The following is a 14,492-nucleotide window of genomic DNA, read 5'->3' on the forward strand; positions in this document are numbered from 1 at the left end:
TCGGGCCTGCCAGCACGGCACGGCTTGGTGGGAGTCTGAGGCTTTCCTGAGGACGAGCTGAGGGAGATCTCAACTGGCGTGCTGTTTCAGCCACTTGAGGTCACTCGGCCAGGAAATCGTCGATGTGGGACAGGAATTCGGCCCAGGCCGGTTCGGACGCGGTGAGGAGGTGATTGCGGCTCTCAAGCAGGACCAGCCGGCTGTCGGGAATGAGGGCGGCCAGCTCGCTGGCCTGCGAGGCCGGCACCCGCGCGTCGTCGCGCGAGTGGATGATCAGTGTCGGGCAGTTCACCCGATGGGCGATGTCGGACACGTCGATCCGGGCGAACTCCTCCAGGAAACGGACCCCGTTGGCCGGCGAGGTCGTCCGCCGCTGGAACCTGGTGAACTCGTCCCGCTCCTCCGCCGTGCCCTCGGGCAGGAACTGGGAGGCGAAGACCCTCAGGAAGCTGGGGTCCTGGTGGATCCACCCTACCCGGGCCAGATCCAGGTCGAGGGCCGCCGCATCGCGCTCGGCCTTGTCCCGGGCCCGAACCTGCCGTCCTCGGGCGTAGGCCCCGGCGAGGATCAGCCGGCTGACCCGCTCGGGACGACGCATGGCGTACGCCACCGCCACCGCACCGCCCTGCGACACCCCGAGCAGGGGGAAGCGATCGAGCCCCACGGCCTCGACCACGCTCTCCAGGTCATCGACCCAGTCGTCGAACGAGAAGCTGGGCACCGCCCAGTCCGAGAGGCCGCAACCCCGCTCGTCATAGCGGACCAGCCGACGGTTGCGGCCAAGGCCGTGGAGCCAATGCGACCACACCGGGGTCGTCCACTCCAGGTCGAGGTGGGTCATCCAGTTGGCCGCCTTGAGTAAGGGCGGGCCCGACCCGACGGTGGCATAGGCGATACGGACACCGTCGCCGGCCCGGCAGAACCGGATGGTCTGGCGGTCCGCGCCGCTCGGTCCTCGCGGTGCCGTCGCCTCAACGCCGGAGCCCCGGTCGGCGGCGGGCGGGCCAGCCCCGACCACCGTCGCCGGGGCCACGAACTGGTAGCCCCGCCGGTACACCGTACGGATCAGTCGCTGCTGGCTGCCGGTGTCGCCCACGGCCAGGCGCGCGGTCCGCAGCCCCGTGGTGAGGGCGGCCTCGCTGACGAAGCGGTCGCCCCACACCTCGTCGAGCAACTCGTTCTTGGGCACCACCCGGTCCCGGTGCTCGACCAGATGGCGCAGCAGGTCGAGGGCCCGGGGCTCGACGTGGACCGGCTCACCCGCCCGGCGGAGCTGGTGACGAGCCGTGTCCAGCTCATAGTCCCCGAAGCGGTAGGTGTCCCCCTCCATCCATATAGGTTACGATTCGCGGCCCTTGATCCCCATGGCCCAGGGCGAGCGCCTCGGAGACATGACGGGGGATCAGTTCGGTCCGCAGCTCGTGGCTTTCGTCGGGCAGCCGAGCCTCGTAGTAGAGCCGGTGGGCGCCGTCGGGCAGCGCGAGGACGTCCAGGTAGCGGACGTCCACGACCGGGGAGTCCGCGAGCGCGGCCAGTACGGGCGCGCCGCCGTCGCCGGGGGCCGGTGCGGCCAGGCCGGTGCGTTCGAACCAACTCTCCTCCCGCGAGGCCCGCCCGTCGTAGCAGGCGCGGCCGTCGGGCAGGACGGCGGACAGACGCGCACCGCGGGCGTCCCAGGTGCCGGGGCGAGGGGCCAGGACCGTCCCGTGCCACTGCCACGTCAGCCCGTCGTCGCTGGTGGCGTAGGCCGTGCTCATCCGGTCGTCGTCCTCGCCTGGCCGGTCCAGGGGGTGGCAGCAGATCCATGCCTGCCAGCGGTGGCCATCGCAGCGGATCACCGGGTCCTTGACCGCGAGCGTGTGCTCGTCCCCGTCTAACACTCGGCGCACCGGCGCGTCGGCGAGTCCCTCCGGCGTGGCCGCCTCAAGCACACCGATCCACCAGTGCGGGCTGCCGGGCGTGGCGCAGCTGACGTAGAGCCGCCAGCGGCCCGAGCCCGTACGCACCAGGGCAGGGCGCTCAACCATCTGGGCGCCGAGGCCGTGCGAGGTGAGCGTGCCGACCGTGGTGAACGACTCCCCGTCGGCCGACCGCGCGATGACGTTGTGGTCCGCGCCGAACCCGTCGCGCACGCGGTAGGCCAGGACGACGGACCCGTCCGTGTCGAGGGCGGCGCTCGGTGCGCCCGCCCACCGGTGCGGCCCCGGACCGGGTGCTGGGGCGACGACTGCTGAGCGGCCGGGACCGGGGAGCGGGAAGCCGTCGCTGGTTGCGTTCAGTGCCATGATCACAGCTTTGCCGGGCCGAGGGCCCACACGGTACTGGCAGGGCAGTCAGGGTGCGGGAAGTTTCTGCCACGACTCCTGGCAGACTGGCGGCGTGATACGTCAGGTGGTCGCGCTGGTCGGCGAGCGGGTCGCGCCGTTCGAGCTGGGTGTGGTGTGTCAGGTCTTCGGACTCGACCGGTCCGAAGACCGGCTGCCGGTCTACGACTTCGCGGTGTGCGCGCCGAATCCCGGACTGGTCGCCACCACAGCGGGGTTCGCGATCCATGTCGACCACGCGCTGGACCGCATCGCGACTGCCGACCTGGTGACCATTCCGGCCTGGCCGGACCTGGACCACTCGGTGCCGCCCGCGGTCGTCGACGCACTGCGCGCTGCCGTCGCCGGTGGCGCCCGGGTGCTCTCCGTGTGCACGGGCGCCTTTCCGCTCGCCGCGGCGGGGCTGTTGGACGGGCGGCGCGCCGCGACCCACTGGCAGTTCGCCGACCGGCTGGCCGAGCGGTATCCCCAGGTCCAGGTCGACCGCGAGGTCCTGTACGTCGAGGACGGGCCGATCCTCACCAGCGCCGGAGCGGCCGCCGGTATCGACGCCTGTCTCCATGTGGTGCGCCAGGCGCACGGCTCGGCCACGGCCAACGCGCTGGCCCGCCGTATGGTCGTACCGGCTCACCGGTCCGGCGGGCAGGCACAGTTCATCGAGATGCCCGTCCCGACGGCCGCGGCCGACTACGGGCTGTCCGGGCTGATCGACTGGATGCAGGCGCACCTGGACCGTCCGCTGACCGTGCGGGTGCTCGCCGACCGGGCCCTGATGTCGCCGCGTACCTTCGCCAGACGGTTCAAGGCGGCGACCGGGACCACTCCCCTGCGCTGGCTGCTCGACCAGCGGCTGCAGCGCGCCGAGGAACTCCTGGAGCGCACCGACCTACCGGTCGAGGCGGTGGCCGCCAGGGCCGGCTTCCACAGCGCCGACGCGCTGCGCCATCACTTCTCCGCCCGGCGCGGCGTGGGCCCCACGACTCACCGGCGCACCTTCAAGGACGTGGCGTATGGGAGTCCCCAGGACCTGTCCACCGGTTCCGTGGCACCCGGCTCAGACCCGTCCGTGTGCCTTCTGGGCGCGGCGCGACAGGGAGTCGATGACCACGGCGACCAGCAGCACACCGCCCGTGATCATGAACTGGACGGCTGCCTGGATGCCCAGGAGGGCCACGCCCGAGGCGATCGACTGGATGACCAGGACGCCGAGCAGGGCGGACCAGACCCTGCCGCGCCCGCCGAACATGCTGGTGCCGCCGATGACGGCTGCGGCGATGGCGTTCATCAGGAGGTTCCCGGATCCCGATGACGTACTGGCCGAGGTGACCCGGGAGGCCAGGAAGAGGCCGCCGACCGCGGCCATCGTTCCGGACATCATGAACACCGAGATACGGATCCAGTCGACGTTGACGCCGGCTCGGCGGGCGGCTTCGACGCCACCGCCGAGCGCGAAGATCATCCTTCCGTACGTGGTGCGGCGCAGGACGTAGTCGAGGGTGACGAGTACCGCGATGAAGATCAACAGGGCGAGCGGCAGGCCCTGGAACCGGTTGAGCACGATGGCGGCGGCGAAGACGATCACGGCCAGGGCTGCCGTACGGACGCCGATCTCGCCCAGCGACCGGGACGGCACTCCCGCGGCTCTGCGACGCCTGGCGTCCTGAAGGGAGACGAGGAAGTAGCCGAGGGTACCGAGCGCTGCCACGCCGTAGGCGACGGCGACGTAGTGGAAGTAGAAGTTGGTCAGCATGGCGACGGGGCCCTCGTCGTCGATGTTGATCGTGCCGCTCGCGCCCAGGATGTAGAGCATGAGGCCGTTCCAGCCGAGCAGTCCCGCCAGGGTGACCACGAACGCGGGGACGCCCACTTTCGCGAAGACGAACCCGTGGATGAATCCGATGGCGGTGCCCATGGCCACCGCGATCACGACGGCGGGGACCTCCGCCATGCCCTGGCGGACGTTGAGTACGGCGAACGCGGCGGCGGCGAGCCCGCTCACCGAGCCGACCGACAGGTCGATCTGCCCCAGCAGGAGCACGAAGACGATGCCGACGGAGATCAGTCCCGTGCCGACGATGTCCACGCTCAGATTGGACAGGTTGCGCGGTGAGAGGAAGTTCCCGTTGAGGCTGACGAAGATGATCCAGATCGAGGCCAGGCTGAGCATGACCGGCAGGGAACCGAGCTCACCGCTGCGGAGCCGTTCCTTGATCGCCTCGGTGAGACGCCCGGCCAGGTGCGGTCTCGCGCCCCGGCGCTGTTTCGTCGTCGGTGTGCTGCTCACAGGTCCGCCTCCCACTCGCGTGACGTGCGGCGTGTCACGGCGTTGTCGGTGGCCCCGGTGATGGAGGAGATGATCTGTTCGTGGGACGTGGTCGGCACGTCGAAGAAGCCGTTGTTCCGGCCGAGGCGCAGGACGGCGACGGAGTCGGCGACGGCTTTGACGTCACCCATGTTGTGGCTGATGAGGAGCACCCCCAGGCCCCTTTCACGCAGCTGATCGACCAGCTTGAGGACTTGGGCGGTCTGTTCGATGCCGAGCGCGGCGGTGGGCTCGTCGAGCAGCACCAGCCTCGGTTCGCCGAGCAGTGAGCGGGAGATGGCGACGGTCTGCCGCTGCCCGCCGGACAAAGCGGCGACGGGGAGGCGCACGCTCGGCATATGGATGGAGAAGGTGTGCAGCAGGCCGAGCGTACGGCGCTCCATCTCCACCTCGTCCAGGATGCCCAGCCGGTGGATCTCGCGGCCGAGGAAGAGGTTGCCGACGACGTCGAGGTTGTCGCACAGCGCCAGGTCCTGGTAGACGGTCGCGACGCCCAGGATCTGGGCGTCGTGGGGGCGCACGATATGGATGGGCTGGCCGTCCCACTCGATGACGCCCCGGTCGGCGGGGGCGACCCCCGCGATCACCTTGACCAGCGTGGATTTCCCCGCGCCGTTGTCGCCCACCAGGGCGACGACCTCGCCGGCGTGGATCTCGAGCTCGATGTCCGCGAGCGCCTGCACCGCGCCGAAGCGCTTGGAGATTCCCCGCAGCGCCAGCAGGGGTGGTGCTGACGTGTGAACCATCTGCTCCTCCTTCGCCGGTCCGTTAGGTGAGTCCCGCTCTCGCGCAGTCGGCCGCGTACTTCTGCGTGCAGATCTCATCGACGGTGTGCATCCCGTCCTTGACCACGGTCTCCCTGATGTTGTCGACGGTGACGGAGATCGGGGTGAGCAGCACGGCGGGGATGCCGTCGGTGGAGGGGCTGTTCACCGTGGTGTCGGCGATCTGGTCCACGCTCTCGCCGTGGGCGAGTGCGACGGCCATCCGGGCGCCGGCATCCGCCTCCAGGGTGAACGGCTTGTAGACGGTCATGTACTGCTCGCCGGCGACGATCCGCTGGATCCCGCCGAGTTCGGCGTCCTGCCCGGTCACGGGGGGCAGCGGCCGGATCTTGGCGGCCTTGAGGGCGGAGATGACGCCCGAGGCGAGGCCGTCGTTGGCCGAGTAGACGCCGTCGATGTTGTCGGCGCCCAGGGCGGCGATGGCTCCGGACATGTTGCGGTTGGCGTTCAGCGGCCGCCACTCGGTGGTGTCGTAGGCCTTCCCGATCTTCACCTCGCCCTGGAGGGCCGACAGCGCGCCCTTCTTGAACGAGGCGGAGTTGGGGTCGGTCGCGGCACCGTTCATCATCACGATCTGGCCGCCGTCCGCCTTGGCACCGAGGGCTTCCAGGAGCGCTTCGCCCTGGAGCCGGCCCACCCGCTCGCCGTCGAAGGAGACGTACGCGGAGACCGGGCCCTCCACGAGCCGGTCGTAGGAGACGACCTCGATGCCCGCCTTCCGCGCCCTCTCGACCGAGGAACGCATCGACTTGGAGTCGACGGCGCCGATGACGATCACCTTGACGCCCTGGGTGATCGCCGCGGAGACCTGCCGCTGCTGGGTCGCGACATCGTGGTTCGCGCTCACGGACTCCACGGTGCAGGCGGCGCACAGCTCACGGATCTTCTTCTCGATCAGGGGCCGGTCGAACCGCTCCCAGCGATCGGTGGCGCCCGGGAGCAGCAGACCGATCTCCAGGCCGTCGCCGGTGGCGGCGCTGCCCGGCTGCTCCACCTGGGCGGCCTTTCCGCAGGCCGCGAGGGTGGCCGCCAGAGCGAGCCCGGCCATGACGGCGGTGGCCCGGCGACGGTGTGTGGGTATGGGCACTGCGCTCACCTCCTGCCCGTAGTCGGTACGGTGCCGGGCGCGGGCACCTCGCGTGGCGACAGCGCGATCTCGCTCCACACCTGTTTGCCGCCGCTGAGGGGCACCGAGCCCCATGACTCGGACATCGCCTCGACGAGCAGCAGGCCGCGGCCGCCGGTCGCCTCCCAGTCGACGCTCGTGGCCTTGACGGGCGCGCGGGGCGAGGCGTCGTTCACGGCGACGCGCAGGCGGTCGCCGGCCAGCGTCAGGTCGAGGCGTACCTCGCCGCGGGTGTGCGCGGTGGCGTTGGTGACCAACTCGGAGACGACCAGCAGGGCGACGTCGACCTCCTCCACCACGGACCAGGAGCGCAGGGTACGGGCGGTGAAGCGGCGCGCGTGCATGACGGCGTCAGGGAGCCGCCAGACCGCCCACCGGGCCCGGATCGGCCGCACCCGCATACCGTCGTAGCGCAGGATCAGCACGGCCACGTCGTCGTCCCTCCGGTGCGTGCTGGCGACGAGCTCGTCGGCCACCCGCCCGGGATCGGCCGGGTCGGCGCCGGCGAGCACCTCGCGCACGCCGCGCATGCCGTCCTCCAGGTGGAGGGTCGCCGATTCCACCAGTCCGTCCGTCAGGAGGGTGATCAGGGTGCCGGGGGCGAGGCTGAGCTCGGTCATCGGGAACTCGCCGTCGGCGATGACGCCGAGCGGGGGTCCTCCTTCGATCTCCGGCTCCTCGGTCGTGCCGTCGGGGAGGCGCAGCAGCGGCGGCAGATGTCCCGCCCGGACGGCCCAGGCGATGCCCTCCTCCATGTCCAGTTCGACGTAGCAGCAGGTGGCGAAGAGGTCGGTCTCCATGCCGACCAGCAGCCGGTTGGCGTGGGCCACCACGACGTCGGGCGGATGGCCCTCGACCGCGTAGGCGCGGATGGCGGTGCACATCTGTCCCATGATCGTGGCGGCTCCGGCGCTGTGCCCCTGCACATCGCCGATGACCAGCGCGACGTGGCCGTCGGAGAGCGGGATCACGTCGTACCAGTCGCCGCCCACTTCGAGGCCCACGGTCGCGGGCAGATACCGGGCGACGGCCACCCCGCCGGGCAGGTCGGGCAGTTTGCGGGGCAGCAGGCTGCGCTGCAGCATCGCGGCGAGCTCGTGCCCGGCGTCCAGGGCGTGCGCGCGGGTCAGGGCCTGGCCGACCATGCCCGCGGTCGCGGTCAGCAGCGAGCGCTCCTCGGGCCCGAAGTGGTGCTCACCGTCCCACCCCACCAGGCACACCCCGACCATCCGGCCGTCCGCGGGCAGCGGCAGCACGGCCAGGCCGCCGGGACCGACGCCCGCGAGGCCGGATTCGAGATCGGCGCCCGCCTGCCACAGGCTGACGTGGCCCTCGCGCAGGACGTTCTCCAGGGTCGGCAGGGTGTGGCTGGACGCGTCGGGCCACTCCGAGCGCCATTCCGAGCGCCACGAGTCGGGCCAGGCGGCCGGCTCCGGAGGGTCGAGGACGGTGACCACGAAACGGTCCCCCTCAAGCTCTGCCACCGCCACCCGGTCGGCGTCCAGCGGGGCGCGCAGGGACTCGACCACCACCCTGCTGACATCGCGGATGGTGGTCGCGCCGGCCAGCGCGGCGGACAGCCGCTGTACGAGGGACACGTCGTCGACGCTGGGGCGCAGATACGAGGCGTCGCCCACCACGCCCAGCATGCGCTGCGGCCGGCCGTCGGGTCCTGGCAGCACGCGGCAGCGCAGGCCCAGCCAGCGCAGCTCGCCGCCGGGGCGGCGAATCCGGAACGCGAGCTGCTGGTCGCCGTCCATCTGGCGGGGCTCCACGACCGACAGCAGCGCGGGCATGTCGTCCGGGACGGCGCATTCCAGCAGCGTCGCGACGTCGCCGTCGAAGTCCTGTGGGGGGATGCCGAGCAGGTCCAGGACCGCCGCGTCCACGTCCATCCGCCCGGTCCTCAGGGTGAGGGCGAAGGAGCCGCCGCGCAGGGGTAGCAGGGTCGGTCCCGTCTGGGGTGGCGTCTCGGTGACGCGGGCCGCGACCGCTTCCAGCCCCGCGGCCGTCTGGTCGGCGTAGAGCTCCAGGAGCGTGCGCTGGTCGGCGCTGAAGCCGCCGTCCGCGGCCTGGCCCACCACGAGCAGGCAGCCCAGCAGGTTGGACTCCCCGCCCAACGGCAGCGCGCCCATCGAGATGGGGTGAACCGCGGTGGCGTCACCCCGGCTCTCGATGGGTGGGGTGAACCGCGGTGGCGTCACCCCGGCTCTCGATGGGCGCGCGGGCGGGAATTTCGGAACTGTCCGTGCCGTACCGGGCGACGTCCTCTGCGGTCAGCCACAGGGGGCGGCCGGCGCGGCAGGCGTCGGCGACGGGTGAGCGGTCGGTGAGGGCGTACGCCGTCGCCGTTTTGTGCGTCCCGTCGGCGTCTTCGACCACCTCGGCGAGCTGGAGCTCACGGCCGCTCTCCGTCAGCACGTAGACAGCGGCGAGCCCGACCCCGCAGGAAGCAAAGATCTGCCCGGTCAAAAGATCGCACCGCCTCCATACGCGGGGACCCGCCAGGGTGTGCCGCGCTTTGTGCTCCTACTCCATGCTGCTCCCTGTCGGGCGGTGGCAGCCAGTCAGGCCCGTCACCGCGGCAGGGCGAAGTCGGCGACGCGGATCGGCGAGGGGGTCGTACCGCTGGACTTCCGCTGGTACATGATCGACAGAACGTTGTCCTGCTTGAGGCGGGTTTCGTCGATGACGACCTCGCCGAACGCGCCCAGGCCGTCGCCGTCGTACAGGATCTTCCAGTCCGTGTAGCCGGAGGCCTTGGAGGCACCGGCGATACGGCCGAACGGGAAGATCGCGTAGGCGTTGTCGTACGTGTCCAGGACCAGTTTGGTGCGCTGGCTGGAGTTCAGCGGCACCGGGATCTCGGTCTTCTTCCAGGCGCCGGTGGTGAGGTCCTTGCGGATGTGGAAGGCGCGTCCGTTGGCGGTGCGGTCGTTGACGTAGTCGGTGGTGCACTGCCCGAAGCGGCCGGGGACGTAGCTGATCAGGGCGTGCGGGCGGTTCGCGGAGTCGGTGGCCTGGCTCTCCTGGTTCATCAGGGAGTGGTCGGGGTCGATCGGGTCGGCGATCAGTCCGGGGTCGTTGACGGCGACCTTGTCGCTGCCGCCGGTGGTGCCGACGACGGTGCCGTCGTTGTTGCGCCAGGTGCGGCCCCGGTCGGTGGAGTAGACATAGCCGGTGTCGTGGTTGGTGATGCCGCCGCCGTCGCGCATGACGGCGCCGTTCTGCTCGCGCCAGGTGAAGAAGGCGTGCAGCCGGCCGTCGCCGCTGTAGTCGATGCCGTGCAGGTACATGTTGCGGGCGGTGCTGGAGCCGTGCTCGCTGGTGTAGGTGCCGGTGGAGCTGGTCCACTCCCCCAGCGCCGTCCACTTCGTGCCGTCGTACTCGGCCAGCGCGTTGCGGCCGTTGCCGGAGACGGCGACGCGGTAGCTGAGCTGGAGCCGGCCTTCCGGCGTGGCGACGAACTGCGGGTAGGTGAACTGGGAGGTGAGCCCGAGTCCGTCGAGGGTGGTCTGCACTCCGCCGAACTCACCTGCGGTCCAGGCGCGTTCGGAGGGGTTGTCGAGGAGGCCGGGGGCGGACTTGACGTCGAAGAAGCCGTCGCTGTGCGAGTCCATGGTGAGGTGCAGGCGCCCGTCGAGGCGGGAGATGCCCATGGAGATCACGTTGTGCGAGTCGTTGTAGCGCAGTTTGTGCGGGAGTTTGACGGTCTGCCAGTTCGTGGCGCCCAGGGCGCGGCGGGCGACGACGGCGCTGCGGTCGGCGGTGTACCAGGTGGCGTACTGGTAGCCCTGGTAGGTGAGCAGCCCGTTCTTCTGGAAGGCGTTGTTGTTGACGAGGCCGTTGTACGAGACGAAGTACAGGGCCTGGGAGTCGAGTTGGGTGTCGGCGACCTTGCTGACCGCCGGAGCGGGGTCGGCCGCTTGGGCTGCCGTGCCGGACAGGGACATGGCGGTGAACAGTACGTGCCCAGCACCGCGACGGTCAGGGGTCGTCGCATAGGGCTCTCTCCGTCTTCCGTCTTCTTCCATCGTTCGTGACTGCCTTGTAAGGGCTGGTCAGGCGAGGTGGAACACCTCGGTGAGCGGCTTCATCGCCTCGTCCGGCCGTTCTCCGTCGAGCGCTTCGAAGAACTCACCCATCTCGGCCTGCCACCGGGCGTTGATGTCGGTGGCGGCCATGGCGGCCTGGGCCCGCGCGAAGTCCTCGGTCTCCAGGTAGCCCACCAGCAGTCCGTCCTCGCGCAGGAAGAGCGAGTAGTTGTGCCAGCCGGTGGCCGAGAGGGCTTCGAGCATCTCGGGCCAGACCGCCGCGTGCCGTTCGCGGTACTCGGCGATGCGGTCGCGCCGGACCTTCAGCAGAAAGCAGACGCGCTGCATGTCCTCGTACCGCCTGTCCTGGGTCAGAAGTCGAACTCGTCGATGGTGTTCCTGACGGTCGTGAAAGGTTTCAGAACCTAGCGGGCCCAACCTGGCGCCGTCAATGGTTCACGTCAGGAAACCCTCCCAGTCTGGTCGAGTCGCGACCTGAACCAGCGCGTTTCTCTCTCCAGTTCTTGACAGGGCCGGAGCGCCACTCTAGCTTCACGGTGCTGAAACGATTCATTTCTCCAGGTGGCACACAGGAGCGCTGACGATGACGAGCCGATCCGACGTCCCAGCCGTGAAAGCAGCCCTCAAGACCCAGGCCGTCGAGACGCCGTCATGGGGCTACGGGAACTCGGGAACCCGCTTCAAGGTCTTCGCCCAACAGGGAGTCCCCCGCACCCCTCAGGAGAAGCTGGACGACGCGGCGCGGGTCCACGCGCACACGGGCGCCGCCCCGACCGTCGCCCTGCACATCCCCTGGGACAGGACCGACGACTACGGGGCACTCGCCACGTACGCCAAGGAGCGCGGACTGCGTCTTGGCACCATCAACTCCAACGTCTTCCAGGACGACGACTACAAGCTGGGCAGCGTCTGCCACCCGGACGCCGCTGTGCGCCGCAAGGCCCTGGACCATCTCCTGGAGTGCGTCGACATCATGGACGCGACCGGCTCCAAGGACCTCAAGCTGTGGTTCTCGGACGGCACCAACTACCCAGGACAGGACGACATCCGGGCCCGCCAGGACCGGCTCGCCGAAGCGCTGGCCGCCGTATACGAGCGGCTCGGCGACGACCAGCGGATGCTGCTGGAGTACAAGTTCTTCGAGCCGGCCTTCTATACGACGGACGTGCCGGACTGGGGCACGGCCTACGCGCACTGTCTGAAGCTCGGCGACAAGGCCCAGGTCGTGGTGGACACCGGGCACCACGCCCCGGGCACCAACATCGAGTTCATCGTGGCGCTGCTGCTGCGGGAGAACAAGCTCGGCGGCTTCGACTTCAACTCCCGCTTCTACGCGGACGACGACCTGATGGTCGGGGCGGCGGACCCGTTCCAGCTGTTCCGCATCATGTACGAGGTGATCCGGGGCGGCGGCCTCACCTCCGACGTGGCCTTCATGCTCGACCAGTGCCACAACATCGAGGCGAAGATCCCGGCGATCATCCGCTCGGTGATGAACGTGCAGGAGGCCACGGCCAAGGCCCTGCTCGTCGACCGTGACGCGCTGGCCGCCGCGCAGTCATCCGGCGACGTACTCGCCGCCAACGCGGTCCTCATGGACGCCTACAACACCGATGTCCGGCCGCTGCTCGCCGAAGTGCGCGAGGAGCTGGGCATCGACCCGGACCCGGTCGCGGCGTACCACCGCTCGGGCTGGGCGAAGAAGATCACCGATGAGCGCGTGGGCGGGACCCAGGCCGGATGGGGAGCTTGATCGACATGGCGTTGAACGAAACAGCTGTGACCGGCACGGCACAGCGGCACGAAGCGGTTGACGCCCTCCTGGAGCGTTCGCGCCGACTCGGGGCCGACCCCCGCAACACCAACTACGCCGGCGGCAACACGTCCGCCAAGGGCACCACCGCCGATCCCGTCACCGGCGCCGACATCGAGCTGATGTGGGTCAAGGGGTCCGGCGGCGACCTCGGCACCCTCAAGGCCACCGGCCTCGCGGCGCTGCGTCTTGACCGGCTGCGCGCGCTGAGCGGGGTGTACCCGGGCGTGGACCGCGAGGACGAGATGGTCGCCGCCTTCGACTACTGCCTGCACGGCAAGGGCGGTGCCGCGCCCTCCATCGACACCGCGATGCACGGACTCGTCGACGCGGCCCACGTGGATCACCTCCACCCCGACTCCGGCATCGCCCTGGCCTGCGCGGCCGACGGCGAGAAGCTGACCGCCGAGTGCTTCGGCGACACGGTGGTGTGGGTTCCCTGGCGCCGCCCCGGCTTCCAGCTCGGCCTGGACATCGCCGCCATCAAGGAAGCGAACCCGCAGGCCGTCGGCTGTGTGCTCGGCGGGCACGGCATTACCGCGTGGGGCGCGACCTCCGATGAGTGCGAGGCCAACTCGCTGCACATCATCCGCACCGCCGAGGCGTTCCTCGCCGAGCGGGGCCGCCCCGAGCCCTTCGGCCCCGTACTGGAGGGGTACGAGCCGCTGGGCGAGACCGAGCGCCGGGACCGGGCGGCGGCCCTCGCCCCCCACCTCCGGGCCATCGCCTGTGCCGACCGCCCGCAGGTGGGGCACTTCAACGACTCCGACGCCGTCCTCGACTTCGTCTCCCGCGCCGAACACCCGCGGCTCGCGGCGCTGGGCACCTCCTGCCCTGACCACTTCCTGCGGACGAAGGTCCGGCCGCTGGTCCTGGACCTGCCGCCGTCGGTTCCGCTGGACGAGGCGGTCGCCCGGCTGCGGGAGCTGCACACCGCCTACGGCGAGGAGTACGCCGCGTACTACGCGCGGCACGCGGATCCCGACTCCCCCGCGATGCGCGGCGCCGACCCGGCCATCGTGCTCATCCCGGGCGTCGGCATGTTCTCGTACGGCAAGGACAAGCAGACCGCGCGCGTGGCGGGCGAGTTCTACGTCAACGCGATCAACGTGATGCGCGGCGCCGAGGCGGTGTCGACGTACGCGCCGATCGACGAGCGCGAGAAGTTCCGTATCGAGTACTGGGCGCTGGAGGAGGCCAAGCTCCAGCGCATGCCGAAGCCGAAGGCGCTCGCCACGCGCGTGGCGCTGGTCACCGGCGCGGGCTCGGGCATCGGCAAGGCCATCGCGCACCGGCTCGCCGCGGACGGCGCGTGCGTCGTGGTCGCCGACCTCGACGCGGCCGCCGCGGCGGCGGTCGCGGACGAGCTGGGCGGCCCCGACAAGGCGGTCGCCGTCACGGTCGACGTGACCAGCGAGGAGCAGATCGCGACGGCGTTCCGCGCGGCGCTGCTCGCGTTCGGCGGGGTGGACCTGGTCGTCAACAACGCCGGGATCTCCATCTCCAAGCCGCTGCTCGAAACCAGCGCACGGGACTGGGACCTCCAGCACAACATCATGGCCCGCGGCTCGTTCCTGGTGTCCCGGGAGGCGGCCCGCGTGATGATGGCGCAGGGTCTGGGCGGCGACGTCGTCTACATCGCGTCCAAGAACGGCGTCTTCGCCGGACCGAACAACATCGCCTACGGCGCCACCAAGGCCGACCAGGCCCATCAGGTGCGGCTGCTCGCCGCGGAGCTCGGCGAGTACGGGATCCGCGTCAACGGCGTCAACCCGGACGGGGTGGTGCGCGGGTCCGGCATCTTCGCGTCGGGGTGGGGAGCGAAGCGGGCCGCGGTGTACGGGGTCGAGGAGGAGACGCTGGGCGAGTTCTACGCGCAGCGGACGCTGCTGAAGCGGGAGGTGCTGCCGGAGCATGTCGCGAACGCGGTGTTCGCGCTGACGGGCGGCGACCTCACACACACGACGGGGCTGCACATTCCGGTGGACGCGGGCGTCGCGGCGGCGTTCCTGCGGTAGCGGTGGCGCATGCGGCGGGGCGAGGGAACAAGCCCGCCGCAGTTGCCC

Annotated in this window: 10 protein-coding genes and 2 pseudogenes; 3 read left to right on the plus strand and 9 right to left on the minus strand. The window is 70.5% G+C overall.

Translation table 11 applies throughout. From position 1 onward, the window contains the following. Positions 1–100 precede the first annotated feature (100 nt). Both U9R90_RS19390 and U9R90_RS19395 read right to left on the minus strand, forming a co-directional pair. Positions 101–1,330, minus strand: a complete 1,230-nt coding sequence (locus tag U9R90_RS19390; RefSeq protein WP_411057907.1) for an alpha/beta fold hydrolase — start codon at positions 1,328–1,330, stop codon at positions 101–103. Continuing rightward, positions 1,296–2,285, minus strand: coding sequence for a hypothetical protein (locus tag U9R90_RS19395; protein ID WP_411057908.1), 990 nt, complete (start codon positions 2,283–2,285; stop codon positions 1,296–1,298). Before U9R90_RS19395 ends, U9R90_RS19390 begins: the two co-directional genes overlap by 35 nt. Positions 2,286–2,379: 94 nt before the next feature. Here U9R90_RS19395 and U9R90_RS19400 point away from each other — a divergent pair. After that, positions 2,380–3,324, plus strand: a pseudogene (locus tag U9R90_RS19400) (GlxA family transcriptional regulator); the annotation flags it as partial. 54 nt (positions 3,325–3,378) lie between these two features. Here U9R90_RS19400 and U9R90_RS19405 read toward each other — a convergent pair. From U9R90_RS19405 to U9R90_RS19435, 7 genes and pseudogenes are all read right to left on the minus strand, one after another. After that, positions 3,379–4,608 (minus strand): sugar ABC transporter permease, encoded by a 1,230-nt coding sequence (locus U9R90_RS19405; RefSeq protein ID WP_411057909.1) that lies wholly within the window; start codon positions 4,606–4,608, stop codon positions 3,379–3,381. Beyond that, positions 4,605–5,393, minus strand: a complete 789-nt coding sequence (locus tag U9R90_RS19410; protein WP_411057910.1) for an ATP-binding cassette domain-containing protein — start codon at positions 5,391–5,393, stop codon at positions 4,605–4,607. The genes U9R90_RS19405 and U9R90_RS19410 overlap by 4 nt, the downstream gene beginning before the upstream one ends. Positions 5,394–5,415: 22 nt before the next feature. Next, positions 5,416–6,480, minus strand: a complete 1,065-nt coding sequence (locus tag U9R90_RS19415) for a sugar ABC transporter substrate-binding protein (RefSeq protein WP_411059740.1) — start codon at positions 6,478–6,480, stop codon at positions 5,416–5,418. Positions 6,481–6,524: 44 nt separating this feature from the next. Continuing rightward, positions 6,525–8,699 (minus strand): annotated as a pseudogene (locus U9R90_RS19420) (SpoIIE family protein phosphatase); the annotation flags it as partial. A 19-nt stretch (positions 8,700–8,718) separates the two neighbouring features. After that, positions 8,719–9,030 carry a hypothetical protein gene (locus U9R90_RS19425; protein ID WP_411057911.1) on the minus strand — a complete coding sequence of 104 codons (312 nt, stop codon included), beginning with the start codon at positions 9,028–9,030 and terminating at the stop codon, positions 8,719–8,721. A 104-nt stretch (positions 9,031–9,134) separates the two neighbouring features. Then, a complete protein-coding gene (locus tag U9R90_RS19430) occupies positions 9,135–10,511 on the minus strand; it encodes a BNR repeat-containing protein (RefSeq protein ID WP_411057912.1) in 1,377 nt (458 codons plus the stop codon). Positions 10,512–10,619: 108 nt separating this feature from the next. Beyond that, positions 10,620–10,940, minus strand: a complete 321-nt coding sequence (locus U9R90_RS19435; protein WP_411057913.1) for an L-rhamnose mutarotase — start codon at positions 10,938–10,940, stop codon at positions 10,620–10,622. 256 nt (positions 10,941–11,196) lie between these two features. Here U9R90_RS19435 and rhaI point away from each other — a divergent pair, with 256 nt between their 5' ends. Then, entirely contained in the window at positions 11,197–12,366 is a 1,170-nt protein-coding gene (gene rhaI, locus U9R90_RS19440; RefSeq protein ID WP_411057914.1) for an L-rhamnose isomerase, read from the plus strand. Positions 12,367–12,371: 5 nt separating this feature from the next. Further along, positions 12,372–14,444, plus strand: coding sequence for a bifunctional aldolase/short-chain dehydrogenase (locus tag U9R90_RS19445; protein WP_411057915.1), 2,073 nt, complete (start codon positions 12,372–12,374; stop codon positions 14,442–14,444). The last annotated feature ends 48 nt before the right edge of the window (positions 14,445–14,492 follow it).

Source organism: Streptomyces sp. E11-3 (assembly GCF_046540415.1).
Classification (GTDB): Bacteria; Actinomycetota; Actinomycetes; order Streptomycetales; family Streptomycetaceae; genus Streptomyces.